The sequence below is a fragment of the Mesorhizobium sp. BHscii genome (genome assembly GCF_053848065.1).
On the sequence record NZ_JBSPKW010000002.1, the window covers coordinates 488,434 to 514,665 of the forward strand.

Annotated in this window: 25 protein-coding genes; 16 read left to right on the forward strand and 9 right to left on the reverse strand. The window is 63.3% G+C overall.

Annotated features, from left to right (window positions below):
- Nucleotides 1-8 precede the first annotated feature (8 nt).
- The 4 genes from ACWTU7_RS05125 to ACWTU7_RS05140 all read right to left on the reverse strand — a co-directional run bounded on the left by ACWTU7_RS05125 (nucleotide 9) and on the right by ACWTU7_RS05140 (nucleotide 4,645).
- Nucleotides 9-1,118, reverse strand: a complete 1,110-nt coding sequence (locus ACWTU7_RS05125; RefSeq protein ID WP_455837656.1) for an alcohol dehydrogenase family protein — start codon at nucleotides 1,116-1,118, stop codon at nucleotides 9-11.
- Between the two features lie 8 nt (nucleotides 1,119-1,126).
- Nucleotides 1,127-2,506, reverse strand: a complete 1,380-nt coding sequence (locus ACWTU7_RS05130; protein ID WP_455837655.1) for an aminotransferase — start codon at nucleotides 2,504-2,506, stop codon at nucleotides 1,127-1,129.
- 35 nt (nucleotides 2,507-2,541) lie between these two features.
- Complete coding sequence (locus ACWTU7_RS05135; RefSeq protein ID WP_455837654.1) at nucleotides 2,542-4,035, reverse strand: NAD-dependent succinate-semialdehyde dehydrogenase; 1,494 nt, start codon at nucleotides 4,033-4,035, stop codon at nucleotides 2,542-2,544.
- 130 nt (nucleotides 4,036-4,165) lie between these two features.
- Nucleotides 4,166-4,645, reverse strand: a complete 480-nt coding sequence (locus tag ACWTU7_RS05140) for an Lrp/AsnC family transcriptional regulator (RefSeq protein ID WP_164759662.1) — start codon at nucleotides 4,643-4,645, stop codon at nucleotides 4,166-4,168.
- A gap of 93 nt (nucleotides 4,646-4,738) precedes the next feature.
- Here ACWTU7_RS05140 and ehuR point away from each other — a divergent pair, with 93 nt between their 5' ends.
- The 10 genes from ehuR (at nucleotide 4,739) to doeB (ending at nucleotide 14,504) form a co-directional block, all read left to right on the forward strand.
- Nucleotides 4,739-6,124, forward strand: a complete 1,386-nt coding sequence (gene ehuR / locus ACWTU7_RS05145) for a MocR-like ectoine utilization transcription factor EhuR (protein ID WP_065006647.1) — start codon at nucleotides 4,739-4,741, stop codon at nucleotides 6,122-6,124.
- A gap of 125 nt (nucleotides 6,125-6,249) precedes the next feature.
- On the forward strand, nucleotides 6,250-7,035 hold the full coding sequence (ehuA, locus tag ACWTU7_RS05150; protein WP_065006648.1) for an ectoine/hydroxyectoine ABC transporter ATP-binding protein EhuA: 786 nt from the start codon (nucleotides 6,250-6,252) through the stop codon (nucleotides 7,033-7,035).
- A 94-nt stretch (nucleotides 7,036-7,129) separates the two neighbouring features.
- Nucleotides 7,130-7,981, forward strand: coding sequence for an ectoine/hydroxyectoine ABC transporter substrate-binding protein EhuB (gene ehuB / locus ACWTU7_RS05155; protein ID WP_455837653.1), 852 nt, complete (start codon nucleotides 7,130-7,132; stop codon nucleotides 7,979-7,981).
- Between the two features lie 186 nt (nucleotides 7,982-8,167).
- Nucleotides 8,168-8,827, forward strand: coding sequence for an ectoine/hydroxyectoine ABC transporter permease subunit EhuC (gene ehuC / locus ACWTU7_RS05160; RefSeq protein ID WP_455837652.1), 660 nt, complete (start codon nucleotides 8,168-8,170; stop codon nucleotides 8,825-8,827).
- A gap of 16 nt (nucleotides 8,828-8,843) precedes the next feature.
- Nucleotides 8,844-9,503: an ectoine/hydroxyectoine ABC transporter permease subunit EhuD gene (ehuD, locus tag ACWTU7_RS05165; RefSeq protein WP_455837651.1), complete on the forward strand. Its 660-nt coding sequence runs from the start codon at nucleotides 8,844-8,846 to the stop codon at nucleotides 9,501-9,503.
- A 5-nt stretch (nucleotides 9,504-9,508) separates the two neighbouring features.
- The gene (gene eutA / locus ACWTU7_RS05170; RefSeq protein ID WP_029350595.1) at nucleotides 9,509-10,282 is read left to right on the forward strand and encodes an ectoine utilization protein EutA; all 774 of its coding nucleotides are present in this window, start codon (nucleotides 9,509-9,511) and stop codon (nucleotides 10,280-10,282) included.
- A 16-nt stretch (nucleotides 10,283-10,298) separates the two neighbouring features.
- On the forward strand, nucleotides 10,299-11,291 hold the full coding sequence (gene eutB / locus ACWTU7_RS05175; RefSeq protein WP_455837650.1) for a hydroxyectoine utilization dehydratase EutB: 993 nt from the start codon (nucleotides 10,299-10,301) through the stop codon (nucleotides 11,289-11,291).
- The gene (locus tag ACWTU7_RS05180; protein ID WP_455837649.1) at nucleotides 11,288-12,280 is read left to right on the forward strand and encodes a cyclodeaminase; all 993 of its coding nucleotides are present in this window, start codon (nucleotides 11,288-11,290) and stop codon (nucleotides 12,278-12,280) included. Before eutB ends, ACWTU7_RS05180 begins: the two co-directional genes overlap by 4 nt.
- Nucleotides 12,281-12,318: 38 nt before the next feature.
- The gene (gene doeA / locus ACWTU7_RS05185) at nucleotides 12,319-13,497 is read left to right on the forward strand and encodes an ectoine hydrolase DoeA (RefSeq protein WP_455837648.1); all 1,179 of its coding nucleotides are present in this window, start codon (nucleotides 12,319-12,321) and stop codon (nucleotides 13,495-13,497) included.
- 5 nt (nucleotides 13,498-13,502) lie between these two features.
- Nucleotides 13,503-14,504, forward strand: a complete 1,002-nt coding sequence (doeB, locus tag ACWTU7_RS05190; RefSeq protein ID WP_287384791.1) for a N(2)-acetyl-L-2,4-diaminobutanoate deacetylase DoeB — start codon at nucleotides 13,503-13,505, stop codon at nucleotides 14,502-14,504.
- A 280-nt stretch (nucleotides 14,505-14,784) separates the two neighbouring features.
- On the opposite strand, the gene ACWTU7_RS05195 is transcribed toward doeB, so the two are convergent.
- From ACWTU7_RS05195 to cueR, 3 genes are all read right to left on the reverse strand, one after another.
- Nucleotides 14,785-15,453, reverse strand: a complete 669-nt coding sequence (locus ACWTU7_RS05195; RefSeq protein WP_455837647.1) for a phytochelatin synthase family protein — start codon at nucleotides 15,451-15,453, stop codon at nucleotides 14,785-14,787.
- A gap of 110 nt (nucleotides 15,454-15,563) precedes the next feature.
- On the reverse strand, nucleotides 15,564-16,115 hold the full coding sequence (locus ACWTU7_RS05200) for a cytochrome c (RefSeq protein WP_455837646.1): 552 nt from the start codon (nucleotides 16,113-16,115) through the stop codon (nucleotides 15,564-15,566).
- Entirely contained in the window at nucleotides 16,112-16,510 is a 399-nt protein-coding gene (cueR, locus tag ACWTU7_RS05205; protein WP_029350608.1) for a Cu(I)-responsive transcriptional regulator, read from the reverse strand. The genes ACWTU7_RS05200 and cueR overlap by 4 nt, the downstream gene beginning before the upstream one ends.
- Nucleotides 16,511-17,379: 869 nt before the next feature.
- Between cueR and ACWTU7_RS05210 the strand changes: the two genes are divergently transcribed.
- From ACWTU7_RS05210 to ACWTU7_RS05220, 3 genes are read left to right on the forward strand one after another with little or no spacing between them, the layout of a single operon-like run.
- Complete coding sequence (locus tag ACWTU7_RS05210; RefSeq protein ID WP_455837645.1) at nucleotides 17,380-18,447, forward strand: type III polyketide synthase; 1,068 nt, start codon at nucleotides 17,380-17,382, stop codon at nucleotides 18,445-18,447.
- Complete coding sequence (locus ACWTU7_RS05215; RefSeq protein WP_455837644.1) at nucleotides 18,444-19,157, forward strand: methyltransferase domain-containing protein; 714 nt, start codon at nucleotides 18,444-18,446, stop codon at nucleotides 19,155-19,157. The genes ACWTU7_RS05210 and ACWTU7_RS05215 overlap by 4 nt, the downstream gene beginning before the upstream one ends.
- A complete protein-coding gene (locus ACWTU7_RS05220; protein WP_455837643.1) occupies nucleotides 19,154-20,368 on the forward strand; it encodes an NAD(P)/FAD-dependent oxidoreductase in 1,215 nt (404 codons plus the stop codon). Before ACWTU7_RS05215 ends, ACWTU7_RS05220 begins: the two co-directional genes overlap by 4 nt.
- Before the next feature lie 65 nt (nucleotides 20,369-20,433).
- Here the strand turns inward: ACWTU7_RS05220 and ACWTU7_RS05225 are convergent, their stop codons facing one another.
- Together ACWTU7_RS05225 and ACWTU7_RS05230 are read right to left on the reverse strand one after the other, a co-directional pair.
- On the reverse strand, nucleotides 20,434-20,727 hold the full coding sequence (locus ACWTU7_RS05225) for a hypothetical protein (RefSeq protein ID WP_455837642.1): 294 nt from the start codon (nucleotides 20,725-20,727) through the stop codon (nucleotides 20,434-20,436).
- 348 nt (nucleotides 20,728-21,075) lie between these two features.
- The gene (locus ACWTU7_RS05230) at nucleotides 21,076-21,339 is read right to left on the reverse strand and encodes a hypothetical protein (protein ID WP_455837641.1); all 264 of its coding nucleotides are present in this window, start codon (nucleotides 21,337-21,339) and stop codon (nucleotides 21,076-21,078) included.
- Nucleotides 21,340-21,550: 211 nt separating this feature from the next.
- Here ACWTU7_RS05230 and ACWTU7_RS05235 point away from each other — a divergent pair, with 211 nt between their 5' ends.
- The 3 genes from ACWTU7_RS05235 (at nucleotide 21,551) to ACWTU7_RS05245 (ending at nucleotide 26,125) form a co-directional block, all read left to right on the forward strand.
- Nucleotides 21,551-22,990 (forward strand): FAD-binding oxidoreductase, encoded by a 1,440-nt coding sequence (locus ACWTU7_RS05235; RefSeq protein ID WP_455837640.1) that lies wholly within the window; start codon nucleotides 21,551-21,553, stop codon nucleotides 22,988-22,990.
- 432 nt (nucleotides 22,991-23,422) lie between these two features.
- Nucleotides 23,423-24,946: a tlde1 domain-containing protein gene (locus ACWTU7_RS05240; RefSeq protein WP_455837639.1), complete on the forward strand. Its 1,524-nt coding sequence runs from the start codon at nucleotides 23,423-23,425 to the stop codon at nucleotides 24,944-24,946.
- 393 nt (nucleotides 24,947-25,339) lie between these two features.
- A complete protein-coding gene (locus ACWTU7_RS05245; protein WP_455837638.1) occupies nucleotides 25,340-26,125 on the forward strand; it encodes a ThuA domain-containing protein in 786 nt (261 codons plus the stop codon).
- Nucleotides 26,126-26,232: the final 107 nt, after the last annotated feature.

Sequence of the window (26,232 nt, forward strand, 5' to 3'; positions counted from 1 at the left end):
CTTGGCTGTCAACGGGTTGCAGCGAGATCCGAGACGGCATCCGGAACGACCACCAGCTTGCCGACGAAATCCTTGGCAATGAAATCCGCCTGGGCGCGGTGGAAATCGGAGAGCTTGTAGACGCCGCCGACCAGCGGTCGGATCTTCTTGTCCTCGATGTAGCGGACGATACGGCGGAAATCGTGTCGCGTGCCCTGACTGGACCCGTGCAGCTGCAACTGCTTGAGATACATAGTGCGCAGATCGAGCTGCACGACCGGGCCGGCAATCGCGCCGGCCGTCGTGTAGCGACCTTCGGGCCTGAGGATGCGCAAGAGGTCGTTGAACATGGCGCCGCCGACCAGGTCAGCAACCACGTCGATCGGCCGGCCCTCGGTCGCTGCGTTCACGGCGGCGGGCAGGTCGGCGATGCCACGAGTGATCACCGCTTCGGCCCCGATGTCGAGCACCGCCTGTTCCTTGCCCTTGCCGACGACGGCATAGGGGATGGCGCCGCGCGCCCGCGCCAGCTGCACGATGCCCGAGCCGACGCCGCCAGAAGCGCCAGTGACCAGCACACGCTCGCCAGCTCTTAGTGCGGCACGTTCCAGCATCTGTTCGCCTGTGAGATAGGCGCAGCAGAAGGTGGCAAGTTCGACATCGGTCAGGTCGGTAGCGACGACATGGGCATTTTCCGCCGGCACGGCCTGGTACTCGGCATAACCGCCGTCGCGGCCGTGGCCCATATAGTCGATGTCGGCGAGTGAATCATCGTCGCGGTTGTAGATGGAGAAATCGACCATCACCCGCTCGCCGATACGGTCCGGCGAGACGCCATCGCCGACGGCGACGATGTGGCCGACCGTGTCTGTGCCCTGGATGCGCGGGAAAGTCAGCGTGTTGCCTTGGCGGCGCCAAGTCGATACCGCGGCAGCATCTTCCTCCGTGCCATAGGCGCCCTGACGCACCCAGACATCCGTGTTGTTCATGCCGCAAGCGGTGACCTTGACCAGGACTTCACCTAGGGCGGGCGAGGGCACTTTCACGTCGGTGCGGTAGACGAGCTTTTCCGGCCCGCCGTGACCGGTCAGCTGCACGGCGGCCATGGTGGCGGGGAGGGTTTTGGTCATGGCGTTCATGTCGATCTTCAGATGTTTGCAAACACGCTTTTCACCGCATCGGCCGTCTTCGAGACGATGATGTCGGCCTCTTCGCGGGTGAGGCAGAGCGGCGGCGCAAAGCCGAGAATGTCGCCCTGCGGCATGGCGCGGCCGATGACACCGCTTGCGGCGAGGGCGGTTGCGACCTGCGGCCCGATCTTTTGCGATGCATCGAAGAACACGCGATCATTTCTGTCGGCGACGAACTCGATTGCCGCCAGCATGCCGTCGCCGCGCACCTCGCCGACGTTTTTGTGGCCGCCGACGGCTTTCGCCAGTTCGGCACGGAAATAGGCGCCTGTCTCGGCGGCGTTGGTCACCAGGTCCATCTCGTCGATCAGTTCGAGGTTGGCGACACCGGCGGCAACGCAGATCGGATGCGCTGAATAGGTCCAGCCATGGCCGAGCGAGCCGAGCTGGTCGGAACCCTGCACCAGCACCTGCCAGACCTTGTCCGAGACGATGACGCCCGACAGCGGCGCATAGGCCGAGGTCAGGCCCTTGGCGATGGTGATCAGGTCGGGCCTGATGCCGTAATGGTCGGAGCCGAACATGGTGCCCAACCGGCCGAAGCCGGTGACCACTTCGTCGGCGACCAGCAGCACATCGTACTTCTTCAGAACCGCCTGGATCTTTTCCCAATAGAGGGCGGGCGGCGGCACGATGCCGCCGGTGCCGAGGATCGGCTCGCCGATGAAGGCGGCAACCGTGTCCGGGCCTTCAGCCAGGATCATCTCTTCGAGCTTGTCGGCGCAGTGTTGGGAAAACTGCTCCTCGCTCAGCGAGCGGTCGGCACGGCGGAAATAGTAGGGCGCCTCGGTGTGCAGGATCGGCGCACGCGGCAGGTCGAAAGCGTTGTGGAACAGGTCGAGCCCGGTCAGCGACCCCGTCATGACGCCGGAACCGTGATAGCCGCGCCAGCGCGAGATGATCTTCTTCTTCTCCGGCCGGCCGAGCACGTTGTTGTAGTACCAGATCAGCTTGATGTTGGTTTCGTTGGCGTCGGAACCGGAAAGGCCGAAATAGACCCTCGACATGCCTTGCGGGGCGCGGTCGATGATCATCTTGGACAGCGTGATCGACGCCTCGGTGCCGTGGCCGACATAGGCGTGGTAATAGGCGAGGTTCTTGGCTTGCGCGGCGATGGCGTCGGCAATCTTCTGGCGGCCATAGCCGACATTGACGCAATAGAGTCCGGCGAAGGCATCGATGCTCTTGCGGCCATTGTTGTCCCAGATGGTGACGCCTTCGCCGCCGGCGATCACGCGGGTCGGGCTCTCGCCGCGCGCGTGCGTGCCCATATGGGTCGAGGGATGGAAGAAGTGGTCGCGGTCCCAGGCGGCGAGTTCGTTGGACTGGTCGAGCATCTTTTTTACTCCTGAGAAAAGTGTCGGGCGCGGTTCTAGGCCACGTCCAGGCAGAGATATTTGAGATCGGTAAAGGCTTCGAGCCCGTGGCGCGAGCCCTCGCGGCCGATGCCGGACTGTTTGACGCCGCCGAAGGGGATCGGCGCGCCGGTGATCTTCACGCGGTTGATGGCAACCATACCGTAGTCGAGCGCGCGGCCCATGCGCAATTGGCGGCCGCCGTTCTCGGTGACGACATAGGCGACAAGCCCGTATTCGGTGGCGTTGGCGCGGGCGACGGCTTCGTCTTCGCTATCGAAAGGCGTCACGGCGGCGACCGGACCAAAAGTTTCCTCGCGCATGATCAGCGCGTGGTCGGTGACATCGGCGAGCAGGGTCGGGCGGTAGAACAGCGGTCCTGCAGAATCGCGTTTGCCGCCGGTGAGGCAGCGTGCGCCATGGGCGAGCGCATCGGCGACCTGCTCCTCGACCTTCTTGACCCCGCGCTCATGCATCAAGGGCCCGATGTCGGTGTCATCAGCCAGGCCATTGCCGGTCCGCAGCGTCTCGATGCGGCTGGCGAAGGCGGCGCAGAAACGATCGTAGATCGGGCGCTGGACATAGATGCGGTTGGCGGCGAGGCAATCCTGGCCGGAAGTGGCGAATTTGGCATCGACGGCTATGGTCACAGCCTTGTCGAGATCGGCGTCGGCGAAGACGATCAGCGGCGCGTGGCCGCCAAGCTCCATCACCAGCCGCTTCATCGTCGGCGCACTTTGCGCGGCGATCAGCCTGCCGATCTCGGTCGAGCCGGTGAAGCTCATGGCCCGGACGCGAGCGTCTTCGCACATCCGCCCAACGATGGTCGAAGCCTTGCCGGTGAGAATGTTGAAGACGCCTGCCGGCAGGCCGGCGCGTTCGCCGAGCTCGGCCAGCGCCAGTGCCGACAGCGGCGTTTCCGACGAAGGGTGCGCGACGATGGTGCAGCCGGCGGCAAGGGCGGCCGCCGCCTTGCGGGTCAGCATGGCCGCGGGAAAATTCCACGGGGTGACAACGCCGACGACGCCGAGCGGCTCGCGCCGCACCATCATCTCGGCGTTTGGCAAGTGGCTGGTGACGCTTTCGGCGTTGAGGCGTTTTGCCTCCTCGGCATACCACTCGACGAAGGAGGCGGCGTAGTCGATCTCGCCAAGCGCTTCCCTAAGCGGCTTGCCCTGTTCGAGCGTCATCAACAGCGCCAGATCATCCTTGGCAGCGATGATCAGATCGAACCATTTTCGCAGAATTCTCGCGCGTTCCTGTGGGAGAGCCGCGCGCCAGGCGGGAAAGGCGCGGGAGGCCGCGTCGATCGCCTTGCTCGTCTGCCTGCTATCGAGCGCGGCAACCCAGGCAACGGTGGTGCCTGTGGCAGGATCGATCACCTCGAAGCTCTCGGCGGCTTCACTCGCAGTCCAGTGGCCGTCGACATAGGCGAGTTCGCGCAGCAGCCGGCGGTCGGCGAGGCGGTCAAGCGCTTCATGGCGCTGTGGGCGGGTAAAATGCGCGGACATGTTCGAGGTCTCCCGGTTCGGAGTGATATGGGAAGACTATCCGCGTGCAGCAGACAGAGAGGCTGTCTGGGCACCCGCCCGTAGAGAGATTGTCTCTATTGCATCGCTCGGGCAGACGATCTCTCTAGGGTCAGGACGCCGGCAACAAATCCGCCACCGGCAAGGCCATCTCCTCCTTCACCGTCTTGGTGACGATGTAGGTAAAATAGCGGTCGATGCCGATCTCGCGTTCGAGCAGGACGTCGACCAGCCGCTGGTAGGCGTCGATGTCGCGCGCCATCACTTTCAGCAGATAGTCGACGCCGCCGCCCACCGACCAGCAGGCGACGATTTCGGGGACGTCGCGGATGACGCGCTCGAAGCGGTCGAAATCGGCCTGGCGGTGGCTGGCCAGCGTCACCTCCATCAGTACGGTGGCGACCGGCGCGACGGCGCGCATCGCAACTTTGGCGTGATAGCCGGAGACGATGCCGGCCTTTTCGAGCTTGCGCAGCCGCATCCAGCACGGCGTCGGCGACAGGCCCACCTTGTCGGCGAGCGCCAGCTTGGTGATGCGCCCGTCGCGCTGGACCACGTCGAGGATTTTGAGGTCGATCTGATCGAGTTTCAATGCGGCCATGAGCGTCTGCTTTTTTCTTGCCCGACACCATGACGGCGCATTATTTCGATTGTCAATTGCACTGATTTCGATCTCTAATAAGTCATGACATTATGGCGTCCAGATCCCGCGCTCATCCGGCGGCCGGCCTATCAATCGCTCGCCGACCAGTTCGCGCGCGCGATCCATGATGGGCGGCTGGCCAACGGCGCGCGGCTGCCGACGCATCGCCGGCTGGCCGACGAATTGAAGCTTTCGGTGCAGACGGTCAGTCGCGCCTATGAGGAACTGATCCGCCGGGGCCTGGTCTCCGGCGAGATCGGCCGCGGCAGCTTCGTGCAGACGCAGCGCCGCGAGCCCGAGCCGCCATACCTGCCGGAGCGTCTTGGCGAGGTCATCGACCTCTCCATCCTGAAGCCGGTTTGCGAGCCGATGCATCTGGAGCGGCTGAAACAGGCGCTGGGCTGGCTTGCCGAGAACCTGCCGTCGAGTTCGGCGCTGTCGTTCCGGCCGAACATGGTGTTCCCGCGCCACCGCGCGGTGGCGGTCGAATGGCTGCGGCTGTGCGGTCTCGATGTATCCGCGCAGAATGTCAGCCTGACCAACGGCGCCACGGCCGGCATGACGGTGGCACTGATGAGCGTGGCGCCGCCCGGTTCGACCGTCGCCACCGAGGCGATCGGCCACCATACGCTGATCCCGCTGGCGCGCTATCTCGGCTTCAACCTCGAGGGCCTGCCGATCGACGATAATGGCCTGATCCCGGAGGCGCTCGACGAGGCGTGCCAGCTTTCCGACATCCGCGCCGTATTCGTGCAGCCCTCGGTGATCAATCCGACCGCAACGCTTATGGGCGCCGCGCGGCGCGAGCAAATCGCCGCGGTGGCGCGCAGGCACGACATCGCCATCATCGAGAACGACGTGCTCGGCCCGCTGGTCGAGGGTCGTCCGCCGCCGGTCGCCGCCTTCGCGCCCGAGCGCACGCTCTACGTCACCTCCTTCACCAAGATCGTGGTGCCAGGCCTGCGCATTGGTTATCTCGCGGCGCCCGACCGCTATGTCGCCGCCGTCGCCAACCGGCATCTCGTCTCCAACTGGATGGCGACGCCGCTGGTGGCGGAGATCGCGACAAAATGGGTGACCGACGGCACGGCGATGGAGCTTGTCGGCTGGCAACGTTCGGCACTGCGGCGGCGGCAGGAGATTGCCGCTCAGGTGCTTGCCGGGGTCGACTATCGTGTCCATCGCGACGGATTGCATCTGTGGCTGCGGCTACCCGGCGACCGCGCCGAGGAGAGTTTCGTCTCGCAGGCCCGTTTGCAGGGCGTGGCGATCGCGCCAGGCACATCCTTCCGTATTTCCCAGGAGCCCTGGCAGCCGGCAGTGCGCATCTCGCTGGGCTCGACTACCGAGGAGGAACTGCGCGCCGGCCTGAGCGTTGTCACCAAACTTCTGCTCGGCGATCCGGAGCATCTCCTGCTGGCGATCTAGGCAAAGATCGCCGCGGAATTGTGCGGAACCAGAAACATTGTCATGAGTTTATTTTCCTGATTGACATGATTTGGCGCGTTCCGCATCGTTGAAGGCACCAAGCTTCTCCAGCAACGGGGAATTCATTGTCCGCGCCCATCATCAAGATCGACGGCATTTCGAAAAGCTTCGGCACCTTCAAGGTGTTGGACGGCCTGTCGATGCAGGTCATGCCGCGCGAGAAGCTGGCGCTGATCGGCCCATCCGGCTCGGGCAAGACGACGATCCTGCGCATCCTGATGACGCTGGAGAGGATCGACAGCGGCCACATCCAGATCGACGGCGAGCAGCTCTACCACATGGAGCGCAACGGCCAGTTGCTGCCCGCCGACGAACGGCATCTGGCAAGAATGCGCCAGAAGATCGGCATGGTCTTCCAGCTGTTCAACCTGTTTCCGCACAAGAGTGTCATCGACAACGTCACGCTGGCGCCGATCTTGACCAAGGGCATGCCGCGCGCCGCCGCCGAAAAACGGGCGATGGAACTGCTCGACATGGTCGGCATGGCCGACAAGGCGAAAGCGATGCCGGCGCAGCTCTCCGGAGGGCAGAAGCAGCGCGTGGCGATCGCCCGGGCGCTGGCGCTGCAGCCCAGGATCATGCTGTTTGACGAGGTGACATCGGCGCTCGATCCGGAACTGGTCGAGGAGGTGCTGAACGTGTTGTGGCGGCTCTGCTCCGAGACAGACATGACCATGCTGCTCGTCACCCATGAAATGGGTTTTGCCCATGATTTCGCCGACCGGGTGCTGTTTTTCGACCGCGGGAAGATAGTCGAAGAAGGCAAGCCCGACGAGATTTTCCGCAACCCCAAGCAGGAGCGCACGCAAGGCTTCCTGAAGAAGATCATCGCGGCCGGACATCGCGTCTGACCGCCATGCCAAGGCGGCGAAGCCGTCCTCAAGGGGCGGCGAAGCCGTCCCGTAGAACGACCAAACCAAGAAGAGAAGCAAGGAGTTGGGAACAATGAAGAAACTTGGCATTCTGGCCGGCGTGGCCGGTGTTGCACTAACCGCAATTCTGGCCGCCTCGACCGCGGGATCGGCCGACGACAGCAAGCTCGAAGAGCTCAGGGCACAGGGCTTCGCCCGCGTCGCCATTGCCAATGAGCCGCCCTACACGGCGGTTGCGGCCGACGGCAAGGTTTCCGGCGCGGCGCCCGATGTGGCGCGTGAAATCTTCAAGCGCCTCGGCGTCAACGACATCGTCGCGTCGATCTCGGAATATGGCGCCATGATTCCCGGCCTGCAGGCCGGCCGTTTCGACGTCGTCACCGCCGGCCTGTTTATGAAGCCGGAGCGTTGCGCAGCCGTTGTCTATTCGGAGCCGGTGCTGTGCGACGCCGAGGCGATGCTGGTAAAGAAGGGCAACCCCAAGGGCTTCAAGAGCTACGAGGATGTCGCCAAGGATGCCACCGCGACGATCGGGGCGCCGGGCGGCGGCACCGAGGAGAAGCTGGCGCTCACCGCTGGTGTGCCACGTGACCGCGTCATCGTCGTGCCGGACGGCCAGAGCGGCCTGAAGATGCTGCAGGACGGCCGCATCGACGCCTATTCGCTGCCAGTGCTGTCGATCAATGATCTGGTCAAGAAGGCCAACGACCCGAACCTCGAAGTTGTCGCTCCGGTGGTCGGCGCGCCGGTCTATTGCGACGGCGCAGCCTTCAAGAAGGGCGACGAAGCGCTGCGCGACGCCTACGACGTCGAGTTGGCCAAGCTGAAGGAGTCCGGTGAATTCGCCAAGATCATCGAGCCTTACGGCTTCTCGGCAGCGGCAGCGATGTCGACAAGCCGCGACAAGCTCTGCTCGGCAAAGTAGGCGTCCTTTTCCTTCTCCCCGTTCACGGGGAGAAGGTGGCTCGAAGGGTCGGATGGGGGCAGCGCCATAGTTTGGTTGGTTCGCGCCGCCCCTCATCTGCCTGCCGGCATCATCTCCCCGTGAACGGGGAGCAGGACGCTGGAAACAACGTCTCGCTAGACATTCAACGCGGGAACTCTCGACCCAATGACCCAATGGTCCGGCTATTTCGGCCTGATAATGCAGGGAGCGCTTGTTACCATCGAGCTGACGCTGATGGGGTCGGTGCTTGCCCTGGTCATGGCGTTTCTCGCCGGGCTGGGGCGGCTGTCGCGTTTTTTCGCCATTCGGGCGCTGGCCACCGCCTATATCGAATTCTTCCGCGGCACCTCGATCTTCGTGCAGCTGTTCTGGGCCTATTTCGTGCTGCCCTTCATCGGCATTTCGCTGACGCCGCTGCAGGCGGGCGTGCTGGCGCTCGGCCTCAATGTCGGCGCCTATGCGGCGGAGGTGGTGCGCGGCGCCATCCAGTCGATCGGCCGCGAACAGTACGAGGCCTGCACCGCGCTTAATCTCGGCCGCTGGCAAGGCATGCGCCATGTCATCCTGCCGCAGGCGCTGCTGGTCATGCTGCCGACCTTCGGCAACAACGCCATCGAATTGCTCAAGGCCACCGCCGTCGTTTCGCTGATCTCGCTCGCCGATCTGACCTTCCAGGCGCAGGTGGTGCGCTCGCAGACCGGCAACACGCTGGTGCCGTTCACCACCATTCTCATCATCTATTTCGTCCTCGCGCTGATCATTTCCTGGGGCGTGAGATCGCTGGAACGCCGCATGGCGCGCGGTCTCGACGGGGTGCGCGTATGATGGATCGGGCCTCATAATGGAGTGGGATTGGAATTTCGTCTGGGAGATCATGCCGACGCTGATCCAGGGCGTGAAGATCACCATCCTGGCGACGCTGCTCGGCTCGGTTCTGGCCGCGATCGTGGGGCTGGCCATCGCGCTGGCGCGGCGCTCGCCGAACAAGGGCTTGTCGCGCACCGTCGGCTTCCTCGCCGAATTCATTCGCGGCACGCCGCTTTTGGTGCAGCTCTATTTCATCTTCTACGTGCTGCCCGATGTCGGTATCCTGCTGCCGCCGCTGGTGGCCGGCGTCATCGGCCTCGGCCTGCATTACGGCACCTACACGGCCGAAGTCTATCGCGCCGGTATCGAGAATGTGCCGCGCGGCCAATGGGAAGCCGCCAAGGCCTGCAATCTGAACGCCAGGCAGACCTGGACCCACATTATCATGCCGCAGGCGATTCCGCCGATGATCCCGGCGCTTGCCAACTACTTCATCGCGATGTTCAAGGAGACGCCGCTGCTGTCGGCGATCACCGTGCTGGAACTGATGAACCAGGCGAAGAGCGTCGCCAACACCTATTACCGCTATGTCGAGCCGATGACCTTGGTCGGCGCCTTCTTCCTCGTCATCAGTCTTTTCTCGGTCGTGCTGCTACGCTGGCTGGAACGCCGTTACGGCAAGATCGAGAGGTAGTCTTCATGAAAAACTCGCCCGAGATCAGACTGACGCCGACACGGCCGGGGCTCGACGCGCGTCCCCTGGAAAAGCGCGTCGGGTTGATCATCCTTGCGACCGACCATACGACCGAACCGGATTTTCGCCGCATGGTGGCGAGCGACCGGATCGGCGTTTATGTCGCGCGCATTCCCTACGCCAATCCGACGACGCCGGACAATTTGCGCAAGATGCAGCCGTCGCTTACGGCGGGCGCGGCGCTCATCCTGCCCGATGAGCCGCTCGACGCGATCTGCTATTCCTGCACCTCGGCCTCCGTGGTCATCGGCGATGCCGAGATCGAGGCGGCGGTGCAGGCGGCCAAGCCCGGCGTGCCGGTGGTTACGCCGCCGATGGCAGGCGTGCGTGGCTTGAAGGCGCTGGGCGCCAGGACGATCAGCATCCTTACTCCCTATACGGTCGAAACCAGCCGGCCGATGGCGGCCTATTTCGCGGCGCATGATTTCGAGATCGCCGGCTTCACCTGTCTCGGCTTCGAGGACGACCGCGAGATGGCGCGGATTGCGCCTGCGTCGCTGGTCGATCTGTCGCTCGATGCGATGGACGAAAAAGCCGACGCGCTGTTCGTCTCCTGCACTGCGCTGCGGGCAGCACTTGCCGTGGTCGGCATGGAAGAGGCGATCGGCCGTCCGGTCGTCACCAGCAACCAGGCGACGGCCTGGAACTGTCTGCGGCTTTGCGGGGACGACGAGCCGCGTGCCGAATTCGGCCGTCTGATGACGCTGCCTTTGAATTGATTGCAAAGCAAAGGTCATGACCGCGAACGACGTCACCCTCTCCGATATCCGCGCGGCGCGCGAGTGCATCGCAGCTAAGGTCGAACGCACGCCGACCGCGCTTTCTCCGAGTCTTTCCGGGCTCTTGGGTGCGCCTGTTTATCTCAAGCTCGAACATCGGCAGACCACCGGCAGCTTCAAGCTGCGCGGCGCCTCGAATGCCATCGCGTCGCTGAACGCCGAGGAGAAGGCGCGAGGCGTGGTCGCCGCCTCGACCGGCAATCACGGGCGGGCGCTGGCTCATGCGGCGAAGCTCGAAGGCATGCGCGCGACGATCTGCATGTCGCGACGGGTGCCGCAGAATAAGCTCGATGAAATCCGTCGGCTTGGCGCCGAGATCCGCATCGTCGGCAACAGCCAGGACGATGCGCAGCAGGAGGTCGACCGGCTGGTCGCGGAAGGGGGGCTGGTCATGCTGCCGCCCTTCGACCATCCTGGTATCATCGCCGGGCAAGGCACGCTCGGGCTGGAGATCATCGAGCAGGTTGCGGACGCCGCTTTGGTGCTGGTGCCGCTGTCCGGCGGCGGACTGGCAGCGGGTGTCGCCGCGGCCGTGAAGGGCGTCAGTCCGAGCACGAAGGTCATCGGCGTTTCGATGGCGCGGGGTGCCGCGATGAAGGCGAGCCTCAATGCCGGACATCCAGTTTTGGTCGAGGAACTGCCGACGCTGGCGGATTCGCTTGGCGGTGGCATCGGCCTCGATAACCGGCTGACCTTCTCGATGTGCCGCGACCTGCTCGACGACGTGATCCTGCTCGACGAGGGCGAGATCGCCGCCGGCATCCGCCATGCCTATGAACAGGAGCGCGAGATCGTCGAAGGCGCCGGCGCGGTTGGCATCGCCGCCGTGCTGTCCGGCAAAGTCAGGGCGAGCGGCCCCACGGTGCTCATTCTGTCGGGCCGCAACATCGACATGACGCTGCACAGGAAAGTCGTTTGCGGCGCAGCAATTGAGGAGAACGCCGCATGAGCCGAATGACGATACTCACCGAAGCCGAATTGCGCGCGATCGTGAAGCTCGATCTCGATGCCGTCGCCTGCGTCGAGAATGCGTTCCGCGCGCTTGCCACCTTGCCGGTGGCGATGCCGCCGATCCTGCGGCTCGACATTCCCGAGCATCGCGGCGAGGTCGACGTGAAGACCGCCTATGTGCCTGGGATCGACGGTTTTGCCATCAAGATCAGTCCCGGCTTCTTCGACAATCCGAAGCTCGGCCTGCCCAGCGTCAACGGCATGATGGTGCTGCTGTCGTCAAAAACCGGGCTGGTCGATGCACTGCTGCTCGACAATGGTTATCTCACCGACATCCGCACAGCGGCGGCCGGAGCGGTCGCGGCTAAACACCTTTCGCGGCCGGACTCCTCGATCGCCGCGATCTTCGGCGCCGGCGTCCAGGCTGGACTGCAGCTCGAGGCGCTTATGCTGGTGCGGCCGATCGCCGAGGCCCGCATCTGGGCCAGGGACGCCGCCAAGGCCGAGGCTGCGGCGGATGCATTGCGCGAAAGACTAGGCATCGCCGTGCGCGCCGACCCCGACGCGGCAAATGCGGCCGCCGATGCCGACATCATCGTCACCACGACGCCGTCGACCGAGCCGCTGATCAAAGCCGGCTTCGTCTTGGCCGGCCAGCACATCACCGCTATGGGCTCGGACGCCGAGCACAAGAACGAGATCGCTCCGGCGATCCTGCGCATGGCCGATCTCTACGTCGCCGACAGCGCGAAACAGACGCGGCTGCTGGGCGAACTGCACCATGCCATCGCGGCGGGCGTGATGGCGGCCGATGCCGAAGTGACCGAACTCGGCCAGATCATCGCCGGCGAAAAGCACGGCCGGCGCTCAGCCAGCGACATCACCATCGCCGACCTGACTGGCACCGGCGTCCAGGACACGGCGATCGCCACGCTCGCCCGTGACCGTGCGCGGGCGCGGAATGCCGGGACTATTTTCGAAAGCTGATGCTGGCCGCAAGGCCCAACAAACGAGGACCAAGAACAATGCAGCCCAATCTCAAATTCTCGCGCGGCGAATATGGGGATCGCCTCGCCAAGACACGGAAGGCCATGGAGGCCAAGGGTGTCGATCTCCTTATTGTCAGCGATCCGTCCAATATGGCCTGGCTGACCGGCTATGACGGCTGGTCGTTCTACGTGCATCAGGCCGTCATCGTGCCGCCGTCGGGCGAACCGGTGTGGTACGGGCGCGGTCAGGACGCCAACGGCGCCAAGCGCACCGCGTATCTCGCGCACGACAATATCGTCGGCTATGCCGACCACTATGTGCAGTCGACCGAACGCCACCCGATGGATTTTCTCTCGCAGGTGCTGGCCGATCGCGGCTGGGGCAAGCTCAGCATCGGCGTCGAGATGGACAATTACTGGTTCTCGGCCGCCGCCTTTGCTTCGCTGCAAAAGCATCTGCCCAACGCCCGCTTCGTCGATGCCACGGCACTCGTCAATTGGCAGCGTGCGGTGAAGAGCCCGACCGAAATCGACTATATGCGCAAGGCCGCCCGGATCGTCGAAGCGATGCACCAGCGTATCGTCGACAAGATCGAAGTCGGCATGCGCAAATGCGATCTGGTCGCCGAGATCTATGATGCCGGCACGCGCGGCGTCGACGGGATCGGTGGCGACTATCCAGCGATCGTACCGCTGCTGCCATCGGGCCCCGATGCGTCGGCGCCACATCTGACCTGGGACGACCGGCCGATGAAGTCGGGCGAGGGTACCTTCTTCGAGATTGCCGGCTGCTATAACCGCTATCACTGTCCGCTTTCCCGGACTGTGTTCCTTGGTGAACCCACGCAGGAATTCCTCGATGCCGAAAAGGCGACGCTGGAAGGCATGGAGGCCGGGCTTGCCGCGGCAAAGCCTGGCAACAGCTGCGAGGACATCGCCAGCGCCTTCTTCGCGGTGTTGAAGAAATACGGCATCGTCAAGGACAACCGCACCGGCTATCCGATCGGGCTTTCCTATCCGCCGGACTGGGGCGAACGCACCATGAGCCTGCGCCCCGGCGACCGCACCGAGCTGAAGCCGGGCATGACCTTCCATTTCATGACCGGCCTGTGGCTGGAGACGATGGGGCTCGAGATCACCGAATCCATCCTGATCACCGAGACAGGGGTCGAGTGCCTGGCCAATGTGCCGCGCAAGCTGGTGGTGAAGAATTGAGCCCGATGTCCAGCCTTCGCCCCTCACCGATCACGCCGACCGTCGATTTCGACCGCGACGGCGTGCAGCACGGATTCCTGCGGCTGCCTTACAGCCGTGACGATTCGGCCTGGGGATCGGTGATGATCCCGATCTGCGTGATCCGCAACGGCAGCGGGCCGAGCGCATTGCTCACCGGCGGCAATCATGGCGACGAATATGAGGGGCCGCTGGCGCTCTACGATCTCGCCCGTACGCTCGATCCGAAGCACGTCAGCGGCACGGTGATCATCGTGCCGGCGATGAACTATCCGGCGTTCCGTGCCGGCACCCGCACCTCGCCGATCGATAAGGGCAATCTGAACCGCAGCTTTCCCGGCCGGCCCGACGGCACGGTGACCGAGAAAATCGCCGATTACTTCCAGCGCGAACTTTTGCCGCGCACCGATATCGCGCTCGACTTCCATTCCGGCGGCAAGACGCTCGACTTCGTGCCGTTCTGTGCCGCCCATATCCGGCCCGACAAAGTGCTGGAGGCGAAAGGGTTCGCGGCGGTCGAAGCGTTCTCGGCGCCGTGGTCGATGAAGATGCTGGAGATCGATGCGGTCGGCATGTTCGACACTGCCGCCGAAGAGATGGGCAAGCTGTTCATCACCACGGAGCTTGGCGGCGGTGGCACCTCCCGCGCGGAAACGGTGCGGATCGCTCGTCGCGGCGTGCTCAATGTGCTGCGCCATGGCGGCATTGTCGCCGGTGCGGTCGAGATGCAGCCGACCCGCTGGCTAGACATGCCGTCGGGCGATTGCTTCTCGTTCGCCGAGGACGATGGGATGATCGAAACGTTGATCGATCTGAGCGAGCCTGTCGAAGAGGGCCAGGTCCTGGCGCGCATCCACTCCATCGGCCGCACCGGTGCCGCACCTCAAGAGATCAGGGCAAGAATGGGCGGCATGCTGGCCGCGCGGCATTTCCCCGGACTGGTCAAGGCGGGCGACTGCACCGCAGTGGTCGCCGTGCTGGTCGATTGAAAGCAGCCGCAGGGGCTCGGCTCTTGGATTAAGGCAGCTTAATTTAATAGCGCGGCGTCGAGGGGCGCGCGGAAATTCCTCGAGCTCCGCTTTGGCAATGCCGGCGACTTCGGCGTCGCTGAGATAGCTACCGCCGGCGACTTCCTTGAGGAAGCCCAACAGCGCCTCGACCCGCGCATCCCTGACCGCCTTTTGCAGCACGACGAGATTGCCCCAGCCCCGGCGCGCGAGCCGGGGGCACTACGATCGTTGGCGGTCTGCGAAACTGCTTGCGACCGTGCTACTCGATAAGCAGCAAGCCGCGCTTTTTGTCGCCATCGCTGTCGATTGTGTTTATGGCTGAAAACAGGCGCTCACGCTCGATCAGCCAGGGCTTGTAGTCCTCGTTTACGTCGAGGACGAAGACCATGTCCTCGGCCTCCAGATATCCTCCGACTGGGGAAAAATGGCCAGCGCCGGCGCCGAAAATCTTCTCACGGGTGAAGTTGACGATGTAACGGCGGCCGGCATCGTTGGCCCGCTTCATGTGCTCGCGAAACGCATCAGCGCTCAGATTCCGAAGCACGGAAACCTTCCGCCTGGTGTTCGTTCGAGCGACCTCGGCAAGCTCGTCCAGCGTGAGCCCGATGACGCAAAAGCCTGTCCAGCACTTTCCGGTTCCGGCGAGGACTTCGGCTTCGGTTGTCTCCTCCTCGCCGATGGAGCGGAATGTATTTGCGACACTTGCCGGGCCGCACCTTGATCCGTTTGATTGCCATGTGACGTCGGCATTGAAAGTGGCAGCCACGGGGAGCTTCCAGGCGCTGTCAATCAATTCAGGGGTGCGGATAACCGATGACTGGATTGCATCTTGCGAGACTCTGGACTGGCCAGCAATCAAAAGTGCGCTGCCGCCCAGCAGGCCGACGACGGCGATCACAATCACACCGAAAGCGAGACTGCGCTTCATTGCTGAACCTCGGAGGCAGCAACAGGACAATGAAGAAAAGGCACCGCAACGTCAATCAGCGCCGCACCCGGCCAATCAGCCATCCGATGATCTCGCGGATCGCTCGGCGATCACAGGACCTTCTGCCGGAACTTCGAATGACAGCTTGAGCAATCCTGCAGGATAAGATGTAGGAGGTGCTCGGCGGGAGCCTTGGCAGGATCGGCTTCTGCCGCTGCCGGCCGCTTGCCAAGCAGGCTGCCGCCGCCCATCGCCGGGCCGGAACCCATCCTCATGTCGTCGGTGATACTGGCGGGCGCCCGCTCGGCCTTGGCGGCCAGTGTGCTCGCCAGCGTCCCGATGTTACGGGCCAGCGCCTCGAATTCCGAACGGGCCTGGTCGATTTCCAACCTGGCGCCCGAAGGCGGACCCAATGTCGCGCTGGGAAATTCCTCAATGAGGGCAGGGCCGGTGCGGGTACGTAACGTCCCGGCCGCCGCCTTGAACGCCACAGCGTCATAGGCCAGCTTGCCATCGAACATCCCGGCGATCGTCTTTGCGGCAGCGGCCATCTCCTTCATCGAGGACTGGCGCGTCGCGACGATTGGGTCAGGTCCGGCCGCGGCCACCGCCGCGGAGGCGCAGGCAAGCGACAGCATCACCGCGGCGGCGGTCCATTTCACTGAACCACGCCCTCTCCCGCCAATTCGTCGATGATCGGGCAGTCCGGCCTCTCGTCGCCGTGACAGTGCTCGACCAGATGATGCAGCAGGCCGCGCAATCCCACGAGTTCGGCGATCTTCCTGTCGATCTCCACCAGCTTGGCTTCGGCGATAGATTTGACGTCGGCGCTCTCGCGGTCCTTGTCTTGATAGAGCGACAGCAACTGGCGGCATTCGTCGACCGAAAAACCCAGGCTGCGCGAGCGCTGCAGAAACCGGAGGCGGTGGATGTCGGCTACCGAATAGTCGCGATAGCCGTTGTCTGTCCGGGCCGGGCGCAAAAGCCCGATGTCCTCGTAGTAGCGTATCGTCTTGGACGGCAGCCCGGATTTCTCGGATGCGATGCCAATGTTCATGATGAAAATCTCCGTTCGCAAGGAAAATAGACCTTCCAGCAGCTGGAAGGTCAACCGCCCGAGGGTGATTTTCACGCGCCGCAGCCGCAAACTCGAGCGGACGGAGACGTCACCCGCTCAAGGGCAGGAGACGCGGCGTCAAATGAGAGCACTGGGTCTTGGATGGTATCGATTGGGCAGGGAACTTCGCCCGGTGAAGGAGCGGGGTCGTTAGCGCGGATAGCTGCTAGGCCTGCGGACCCCATGTGGGTTCCAGAGCCGTCCCAAGTAACTGCCTACTCACGCGTCGGATTTCGCTAAAGGCGAATCCTAACGTAGGCCAAGGAAGCTAAGTATCGCTATTACGATAACGATGGCCCCGACCAGCCAGATGATGTTGTTCATGACAGCTCTCCTTGTCTTTACCGCGACCCTTATGGCAGCTGGCCATTGTTCCCAAAATTGGGCTTCAAGCCGGCAGGGATCGGGAGCCCGCGCCTCTGGAAGAGCGCGGGCCAACCGGGGTCTGGCCCCGATCCAGCAGCCAATATCCAAGAGATATTCGCTGTCATCCTACAACTGTTAGTGTGCCCTAGTGTTCCATCGATCAGCAAAAAGGCCGTGCCCGGTGAGGGCCGGACGCAATGGCGCCTCGGCCCGAAGCGCGGGCTCCCGGTGGACGCCTCGGTAATGGAGCCTATGTTCCTAGTACCGGCGAACCGCAGCATCGCCCGGCAACAGCACATGCTGAACCTCGGGATGAAATCAAGTCTCAGAAACGTTCATCGAACAACACTCAAAACCTGATGTCCGACATCTGGTGCCGATGATCAAACAACCTCCGGCGGTGGCCCCAAATTTATACCGTGCACACGCCGAGGAGACAGAATATGCCGGCCAAAGCGTATATCAACCGGATCGCGACAGCGGTGCCGGAGCACGAGGTTCATCAATTCTATCTGCGTTTCGCGGCCTCCATGCTTGCGGCCGATCGCCGAAGAATTTTTAAACGCATGGCTGACCTTGCCGGCATCGAGCACCGCTATTCCTGCTTTGCACCTGCCAGCGACCCCGAAGGACCGTCAGCAGACCTGGCCGGGAGGTTCATCCGGGGCGCCTTTCCTGGAACGGCCGAGAGAATGGCAATGTTCGGAGATGCCGCACCTGTTCTGGCGAAAAAAGGCGTCGAGGGATTAGAGCTTGGTGGCGGCGTTTCCCGCATCACCCATCTTATCGTTACCACCTGCACCGGTTTTTCAGCGCCGGGCATCGACCTGGAGCTGGTTGCGCGATGCGGCCTGCCGGAAAGGGTTGAACGCACGATGATCGGGTTCATGGGCTGCTACGCCGGGATCAATGGCCTCAAGCTTGCCCGCCACATCGTCCGCTCCGACCCGCAGGCGAGGGTCCTGCTGGTCAATATTGAACTTTGCACGATGCATCTGCGGGAATCCAGCGGGCTGGAAAAGCTGCTGTCGTTCTGCCTCTGGGGCGACGGCTGCGCGGCTGCGCTCGTCACCGCCGAGCCGCACGGCATCGAGCTCGAAAGCTTTTACTGTATCGTGGCGAACGAGCGGCGGGATCTGATGAGCTGGAGCATTCGCGACCACGGCTTCGAAATGGTCCTTTCCGGCCAGGTTCCAGCAGCGATCCATGAGGCGTTGCGGAGCAACCAAGATGCCATCCTCGGCGATCGGCCGACCGAGGCGATCGACCTCTGGGCCGTGCACCCGGGTGGACGTTCGGTTCTCGACGCCGTCGAAAGGGCCCTGAAGCTTGCACCCACCGCGCTGGAGCCATCGCGCGAGGTGTTGCGCCAGTACGGAAACATGTCGTCCGCGACCGTCATGTTCGTGATGAAAGAGATGTTGAAGGCGCCACCAGGCCAACTCGGCTGCGGCATGTCGTTCGGACCCGGGCTGACGGCCGAAACCATGCTTTTCCGAACGGTGTCATGAGCGGCCTGGAGCAGCGCCAGCTTGAGCCGGAAATCCTCGACGGACTTGCGGGCGACGATCGGCGAGCGCTTGCCGCGCGCCGCGACCTCCGTCGGATCAACGCGCTGATGTTTCAGGCGAGGATCATGGCGTCGCTGCTCCGGAAATTTGTGCCAAGGCCGCCACGCCGGATTCTGGAGATCGGCGCCGGCGATGGCTCCTTCATGCTGGCGATAGCGCGGCGCATGGCCGGGCATTGGCCTGGGGTCCAACTGGTAATGCTCGACCGCGTCGACCTCATCACCGCGCAATTGCAAGGTGATTTTGACAGGCTGGGATGGACGGTCGAAGGCGTCACCGCCGATGTCTTCGACTGGGCGAGAAAGAATGAGGGCACGCGGTTCGACGCGATCACCGTCAATCTGTTTCTGCATCATTTCGACGATGCCGAGCTCGTGCGTCTGTTTTCGCTGATGGCGCCGAAGGCCCCGCTGCTGCTGGCGACAGAGCCGTTGCGAGCGAAACTGGCGTTGGCCGCGACGCGTCTTCTGCCGGCAATCGGCGCCAATGACGTGACCCGAAACGACGCGGCTCAAAGCGTGCGTGCCGGCTTTCGCGGCAGCGAGCTTTCCGGTCTCTGGCTCGCAGCAAACGGCAAACCGGTCGAGGAACGGCGCGCCGGCCTTTTTTCCCACATTTTTGTCGGCGCCAGCGCCGGTGATGACCTATGACGCGATTGTCGACCCATGACGCGATCATCATAGGCGCCGGCCCGGCGGGCACGTCCGCCGCGCTGACGCTGGCCCGGCGCGGATGGGCCGTGGCTATTGTGGAAAAGAGCGTGTTCCCGCGCCGCAAGGTCTGCGGCGAATACATATCGGCAAGCAATCTTGCGCTTCTGGACCAGCTGGAAATCGGCGATGCCTGGCGTGCCAATGCCGGCCCCGAAATCCGCCGCGTCGGCTTCTTTTCCGGCGATGCGAGTGTCGAGGCACCCATGCCTCGTGCAAAAGATGGGCCTTCTGCCAACCCTGGCTTCGGCCGGGCGCTCGGCCGGGATATTCTCGACTGTCTGCTTTTGCAGGCGGCGCGATCGGCGGGCGTCGAAATCTTTCAGCCTTGCCGCGCCGTCGCCATCGATCGGGATGGCGAGATGCAAATGGTGCGAATTCAAGCCGGGAACGAAACGACGATGCTGCGTGCGCCGGTGATTGTCGCCGCACACGGCTCCTGGGAACCAGGACCGCTGCCCAGCCAGCTCGGGAAGACCAACCGCCCTTCGGACCTGCTCGGCTTCAAGGCGCATTTCACCGGGTCGTCCCTGGCGCCTGATTTGATGCCTCTGCTGGTGTTTCCGGGCGGTTATGGCGGCATGGTTTCGGCGGATCAAGGCCGGCTGTCGATTTCGTGCTGCATTCGCCGCGATATGCTCGCACGGTTGCGCAAACACCCTAAACACCGGAGCCATTTGTCGGCGGCCGATGCGGTCTCCCGGCATCTGATGGAATCGTGCCGGGGTGTCAGGGATGCCCTGGAGTCAGCTCACCCCGACGGTTCGTGGCTTGCCGCAGGTCCGATCCGGCCGGGAATTCGCTCCTGCTACGAACGGGACATCTTCCGCGTCGGCAATGCAGCCGGAGAGTCTCATCCCGTTGTCGCCGAGGGCATCTCGATGGCGCTTCAGTCCGGCTGGCTGCTGGCCTGCGAACTCGCATGCGCGCCAGACCGCGCGGCAGGGCGTGAGGCTGCCGGCAGACGCTATGAGGCGGCCTGGAAAAAACTATTTTCGACGCGGGTCTACGCCGCTGCAGCGATTGCAGGAATTGCCCTTCGCCCCGGTAACGCCACCTTGATGGCGGCAATTATCCGGAATTTTCCGCAGGCACTGACATTGGGCGCGCAATTAAGCGGCAAGACAAAGCCGGTTCCCGGCTTTGTCTAACAGGTGGTGCGGCGCATCATGCGCAAATGAAGGCACTACAGCGTGCTCAACGAGCGCTAGCTCCGTCACTTGGGGCAATTCTCCATGTCCGAAGTTCCAGTGCCACTGGCGTTTGTATTCGCATCGGCGCCTGCCATATCCTTACACCGGTCACCCATGCCGTCGGTGCCTGTGGTTGTTGAACCGGTTACGTTTGGATCGGCAGGAGTTGCGTTATCGGCGCCGGGAGCCATAGTGCCAGTGCCTGTCCCGGTGCCCGCTCCCGGATCGCTGGTGCCGGATCCTGTGCCGGTTGATTGCGCCATCGCCGAAGTGGCAAGGGCGATGCTGAGTACGGTTGCAGAAAGAATTTTCTTCATGATCGGTCTCCATTCGAGTTGCCTCGCTGATTGCGATGATTATCCAACGAGCGTTTTTTGGAGTTGTTCCATCAGACAGAAATTGTGATTGAGCCGATGACAATCCAAGCAGCAATGCTGGCGAAGCAGCGACGAGCGCCATCTTTTTTCGGTTTCGATGGAACAAGATCCGCCAGCCACGGTTGGAAGCACAGTCGTTCTACAGCGACTGGAAAGCCGTTCGCACGGCATTCGGACAAGGCCCTGCGCTTCCTCCCCGCGGGGCCTTTTCTGTTGCTGCACGAACTTTCATGGAGCCTGGACCACACCCGGAACGGGCCGGCTAGCTGCGCCATTGAATGCTGTCGTTCACGGCTCGTCGATATCTTGCTTCGAGGGGTTGCGCGAGATGGCGCGTTCCTCTTCGTCGTCCGGCAACGCCTCGTCACTTTCCTGGTACGGATTGTCGTCGTCTTCCTCGGGCAGTTCAGTCTCCTTCTCGAGGTCGTACCGGATGTCGCCGTTTCCTGGCACGCTGTCTGGCATAATTTCGCCGCCCTTAATCGCGTCCCAGTCCTGCTGTTCGATTGTCGGGCCTTCGGATGGATCGTCGGGTTTTCTGCGCGGTGCCATCACAGCTCTCCTATGCATTGGTTGCTGATATGCCTAACTCCGCGGACCGCTGCGTAGTTCCTCGACCGAACCGGCGGACCGCTTTACGGCGTTAGGCGGGTTGCGCAATACCGCCCGCAAGCCACTAGGAACTTGCTTGACCTCTAATATAAGGGCAAACTTGGAAACGGGGTGGAGGGAAAACGGCTCAAAAACAATCGGGAGGAAAGCCATGAACAGCATGAGCCTCACCACGCTTGAACGCGGCAAGACGACAGTCGATGCCGCGGCCCTGGACGCGCTTTCGGCGCAATTGCGCGGCACCGTGCTGAGGGAAGGCGACGCCGCCTATGACGAGGCACGCAGCATCTGGAATGCCATGATCGACCGGCGGCCAGGGATGATCGTGCGCTGCGCCGGTGCCGCCGACGTTATCGCCGCCGTGAATTTTGCCAGGGAAAACAGGCTGCTCGTCGCGGTTCGCGGCGGCGGCCACAACATCGCCGGCAGCGCCGTCTGCGAGGGCGGCCTAATGATCGATCTGTCGCCGATGAAGTCGGTGCGGGTCGATCCGGCGACGCGGCGGGCATGGGTGGAACCTGGCGCGACGCTCGCCGACGTCGACGCGGAAACACAGGCCTTTGAACTGGCGGTGCCGACCGGGATCAACTCGACCACGGGCATTTCAGGCCTGACCCTGGGCGGCGGCTTCGGCTGGATCACGCGGAAATTCGGCCTGACCATCGACAATCTTCTCTGCGCCGATGTGGTTACCGCCGACGGCAAGCTGCTGCGCGCCAGCGAGACCGAAAATCCGGACCTGTTCTGGGCGCTGCGCGGCGGCGGCGGTAATTTCGGGGTCGTCACGGCTTTCGAGTTCAAGCTCCATCAAGTCGGTCCGCAGGTGCTGTCGGGGCTTGTCGTTCACCCCTTTGCCGATGCCGAAAACGTGTTGCGGGAGTACCGAGCGGCGCTCGAAGCAGCGCCCAATGAGCTGACCTGCTGGGTGGTCATGCGGCAGGCGCCGCCGCTGCCGTTCCTGCCGGCCGAATGGCATGGCAAGGAGGTGCTGGTCCTGGCCATGTGCTATTGCGGCGACCTTCAGGAGGGCGAGAAAGCGACGCAAAGGCTTCGCGCCATCGGCACACCGATTGTCGATGTTGTCGGCCCTAACCCGTTCACCGGCTGGGAGCAGGCATTCGATCCATTGCTGGCGCCCGGCGCCCGAAACTACTGGAAGAGCCACGACTTCACCGAGCTCTCCGACAGCGCGATCGAGGTTATCACGGCCGGGATACCGGGACTTCCGGGGCCTGAATGCGAGATATTCTTCGCCCATGTCGGCGGTGCCGCGGGCCGCGTGACAGCGGATGCAACGGCGTTTCCGCAACGCAGCGCGCATTTCGTCATGAATGTCCACGCCCGCTGGCGCGAACCGCAAATGGACCGCGCCTGCATCGACTGGGCGCGCAGTGTTTACGACGCGGCCAGGCCCTATGCCGCCGGCACGGCCTACGTGAACTTCATGCCCGAGGACGAGGTCGACCGGGTCGAAGCAGCCTATGGCGGCAACTATCGGCGACTTCTAGAGATCAAGCAGCGTTATGACCCGCTGAACCTGTTCCGCATGAACCAGAATTTGCGCCCGGCGGAAGACCTGCGCGCCGCATAGCGTATGCAATGACAAGGCCCGCGTCTCCGACGGAGAACGCGGGCCTCGTTGCGCGCAGACGATCACGGGTGATGCGACGCTCAGCTGACGCCCGCCCAGGCAAGGTCTAGTCCTTTCGGTTTCTTGACTCGGTTGGCAAAAACGGGCAGCAAAGCCTTATACGGAGGACATTTCCACCATTTTCAAAGTCGTGGAGGGAGCGTTTTTGATATCGACCTTCGCCCAATCGGCGATCGGTAGAGGGATTGGTTAACCAAGTTTGTCCATCTTTTGAATCAATCGGCAACAGACGCGAAGCGTGCAGGGGGCACTAGGCGACTGTGATTGTGACGGCTGCGAGCCCCGCATGCCGCAAGGCCGATTGAGGTTGGTTGTATGGCGTTTGTGCGTTTGAAAAGCCGGGGTGTTAATCCTGATACTGGATTGACTTCGATGAGGCCCGGCCTGCGCTGGGTCGCGATTCCCGTTGTTGGCGTTGCGATCGCTCTGTGGTCGGTGGCGACCATGGCCGGCCTCCATTCGATGGGAACCTCGCTCACCGCTGCCTCCAACAGTCTTCCGCAAAGCCTGCTCGCGCCGCGAACCATCGCGCTCGCCGATCGCTCGCTTCCCAATTCATGGGCCAGTTCGTGGGCGCCGTCACTGGCAAGCCGACAGCGTCAGGCGTCTCTGCTCAGCCGATGCGATGCCGGTTGCGCGCAGGCTGCCGCGAGCTTCGTGCATGAAGGCAAGTTGGCGCGTCTAAAGCCGTTAGCGAAGCCGAATACCGTGCCTGTTGTCGCAAAAATCTCGCCCGAAGCGCGCTTCGACAGCGTGGTGGCGAAAGCCGCACTGTCGCCGCAGAAGCTTGCTGCTGCCTTTGGCCGAGCCGCTTCCCATGTATCTGGCGCGGCGGCCCCTTTTGCGGTCACCAGCCTGCCAACGGGCGCGCGCTTTGCTGAGCCGGTGCGCCTGCCCGATCAGAATGGTCCCGCATCCGTGCGCTTCGGATCCGAGGTTGCGGAAATCGAACGATCCTCCCGTCTGGCTCTGGCGCTTGCAAACGCATTGCCGGAAGAGATGATCGACGTTTTGCCAGAGGAGGCGACGGCCGACCCTGCTGCGCCGGAGGGCGAGGTGCAGATGGCCTCGCTGCCGCCGCAGGACGAGATGCCTGACAGCATTCCCTTGCCGACCTGGCGCCCGCAAGCGGAAATCGACCAGCCAGCCGAGTCGCCCAAGGTCGAGGCACCCAAGGCCAAAGCGCCCAAGGTCCAGGCATCGAGGGCCGCCAAGGTCCAGTCTCAGCCATCCAAAGCCAACAAGGTGCAGACCGCCGACGCTCCACAGGTCGAGATACCCCGGGCGCCAGTCTTGTCACCGAGGAGTTCGTCACCGGCGGCGATGCCAAGCATGCAAGCCAGCCGGGGCGTGCAAGGCAGCCCGGGCATGCGACGCAGCCCGGGCATGCAAAGCAGCCCGGGCAAGCCGGCCAAGCGGTCGAAGGCCCAGGCCGCAGACATGTTGGCCTATGCCAAGCCCGACAGCCCGGCCGGCGGCGGCGGTGGGGTCTTCCGCAACCTGTTCATCAAGCCCAGCATGGGCAGCGGCGTCGCCGTCTACGACATCTCGGCGAAAACCGTCTATATGCCGGACGGTTCGCGGCTCGAGGCGCATTCGGGACGGGGCTCGATGGCCGACCAGCCGCGCTACGCCAACCTGAAGAATGTCGGCCCGACACCGCCCCACACCTACGATTTGAGGCTGCGCGAATCGCGCTTCCATGGGGTGGAGGCGCTGCGTCTCATTCCCGTCGATGGCAAGAACAAGTACGGCCGCGACGGCTTTCTTGCCCATACCTACCTGCTGCGCGGCGGCCGCGCGGAATCGAGCGGCTGCGTCGCTTTCAAGGACTATGCCCGTTTCCTCGACGCCTTCAAGAAAGGCAAGATCAAACGCCTCGTGGTGCGCGGCTAACCAGGTCGCTGATGCAGTCGGAAGGGCACGGCGCGTAGACCAGCAGCGGCGCAGAATGAAAGCCGCTCTGTAGCGATCCTTCGCGCCCCCTCTGTCCTGCCGGACATCTCCCCCACAAGTGGGGAGATCGGCAGTTTCGACGCTCCGCTCGTTCCTGCAACGTTGGCTATCTGCGAAAGCCGGTGTGACATCCAATCTCCCCCAGGTGGGGAGATGTCCGGCAGGTCAGAGGGGGCGCTGTCCCGCCAGGACCGCTGCTTTGCCGTGTGGACTTTCCCCGCCTGATTTCCACCCAATTGTCAGCAACCGACCTCGAAAGCGTTTTCAATCCCGGCCAGGGATACTATGACTGGATGTACCGGGGCGGCGGCTTCAACCAATCAAGAGGATGTCATGACTATACGCGCTGTCGTTTGGGGCGAGAATATCCATGAGCGGACCAATGAGGTGGTCGCGGGGATCTACCCTGAGGGCATGCACGCAACGATCGCCAACGCGCTGAAGCTCGACCCCGGCATTTCCGTGTCGTGGGCGACGCTCGAGCAACCGGAGCATGGCCTGCCCGCCGACCGTTTGGCGCAAACCGATGTGCTGCTGTGGTGGGGACACAAGGATCATGGCGCCGTCGACGACGAAGTCGTCGAGCGCGTGGCGCGCCGCGTCTGGGGAGGCATGGGGCTGATCATCCTTCATTCCGGCCATTTCTCGAAGATATTCAAGAAACTGATGGGCACGCCCTGCACGCTGAAATGGCGCGAGGCTGGCGAGCGCGAGCGGCTCTGGGTGACGAGCCCCAACCATCCGATCGCCGCCGGGATCGGCGAGTATTTCGAGCTCGAGAACGAGGAGATGTATGGCGAGCAGTTCGCCGTGCCGGAGCCGCTGGAAACGGTTTTCATCTCCTGGTTCCAGGGCGGCGAAGTGTTCCGGTCGGGGCTGACCTATCGCCGTGGCGCCGGCAATATCTTCTATTTCAGGCCCGGCCACGAGACCTATCCGACCTATCACGACGCCACCGTCCAGAAGGTGCTGCGCAACGCCGTGAAATGGGCGCACAACCCGCAGGGCGCAAATCCGACCATCCTCGACGCGCCGAACGTGCCGGTGGAAAAGGCGCTCGAGCCGATCGCCGAGCGCGGCGGAAAACTCCATGATGCGGGCGAAGCCGGCTATCGCTAGCCCGAACCTCGGTTCGGAAAATCCATGGTCGAACCAGAAGGTAAAGCCTCATCCTAAGGATAAGAATCATGCGCCTCCTGATACTCGGCACCGGCTGGATGGCGGAA

Coding starts and splice junctions, on each gene's coding strand:
- ACWTU7_RS05125 (WP_455837656.1), bottom strand. CDS start 1,118: ATGAACGCCATGACCAAAACCCTCCCCGCCACCATGGCCGCCGTGCAG.
- ACWTU7_RS05130 (WP_455837655.1), bottom strand. CDS start 2,506: ATGCTCGACCAGTCCAACGAACTCGCCGCCTGGGACCGCGACCACTTC.
- ACWTU7_RS05135 (WP_455837654.1), bottom strand. CDS start 4,035: ATGTCCGCGCATTTTACCCGCCCACAGCGCCATGAAGCGCTTGACCGC.
- ehuR (WP_065006647.1), top strand. CDS start 4,739: ATGACATTATGGCGTCCAGATCCCGCGCTCATCCGGCGGCCGGCCTAT.
- ehuB (WP_455837653.1), top strand. CDS start 7,130: ATGAAGAAACTTGGCATTCTGGCCGGCGTGGCCGGTGTTGCACTAACC.
- ehuC (WP_455837652.1), top strand. CDS start 8,168: ATGACCCAATGGTCCGGCTATTTCGGCCTGATAATGCAGGGAGCGCTT.
- ehuD (WP_455837651.1), top strand. CDS start 8,844: ATGGAGTGGGATTGGAATTTCGTCTGGGAGATCATGCCGACGCTGATC.
- eutA (WP_029350595.1), top strand. CDS start 9,509: ATGAAAAACTCGCCCGAGATCAGACTGACGCCGACACGGCCGGGGCTC.
- eutB (WP_455837650.1), top strand. CDS start 10,299: ATGACCGCGAACGACGTCACCCTCTCCGATATCCGCGCGGCGCGCGAG.
- ACWTU7_RS05180 (WP_455837649.1), top strand. CDS start 11,288: ATGAGCCGAATGACGATACTCACCGAAGCCGAATTGCGCGCGATCGTG.
- doeA (WP_455837648.1), top strand. CDS start 12,319: ATGCAGCCCAATCTCAAATTCTCGCGCGGCGAATATGGGGATCGCCTC.
- doeB (WP_287384791.1), top strand. CDS start 13,503: ATGTCCAGCCTTCGCCCCTCACCGATCACGCCGACCGTCGATTTCGAC.
- ACWTU7_RS05195 (WP_455837647.1), bottom strand. CDS start 15,453: ATGAAGCGCAGTCTCGCTTTCGGTGTGATTGTGATCGCCGTCGTCGGC.
- cueR (WP_029350608.1), bottom strand. CDS start 16,510: ATGAACATTGGCATCGCATCCGAGAAATCCGGGCTGCCGTCCAAGACG.
- ACWTU7_RS05210 (WP_455837645.1), top strand. CDS start 17,380: ATGCCGGCCAAAGCGTATATCAACCGGATCGCGACAGCGGTGCCGGAG.
- ACWTU7_RS05215 (WP_455837644.1), top strand. CDS start 18,444: ATGAGCGGCCTGGAGCAGCGCCAGCTTGAGCCGGAAATCCTCGACGGA.
- ACWTU7_RS05220 (WP_455837643.1), top strand. CDS start 19,154: ATGACGCGATTGTCGACCCATGACGCGATCATCATAGGCGCCGGCCCG.
- ACWTU7_RS05225 (WP_455837642.1), bottom strand. CDS start 20,727: ATGAAGAAAATTCTTTCTGCAACCGTACTCAGCATCGCCCTTGCCACT.
- ACWTU7_RS05230 (WP_455837641.1), bottom strand. CDS start 21,339: ATGGCACCGCGCAGAAAACCCGACGATCCATCCGAAGGCCCGACAATC.
- ACWTU7_RS05235 (WP_455837640.1), top strand. CDS start 21,551: ATGAACAGCATGAGCCTCACCACGCTTGAACGCGGCAAGACGACAGTC.
- ACWTU7_RS05240 (WP_455837639.1), top strand. CDS start 23,423: ATGAGGCCCGGCCTGCGCTGGGTCGCGATTCCCGTTGTTGGCGTTGCG.
- ACWTU7_RS05245 (WP_455837638.1), top strand. CDS start 25,340: ATGACTATACGCGCTGTCGTTTGGGGCGAGAATATCCATGAGCGGACC.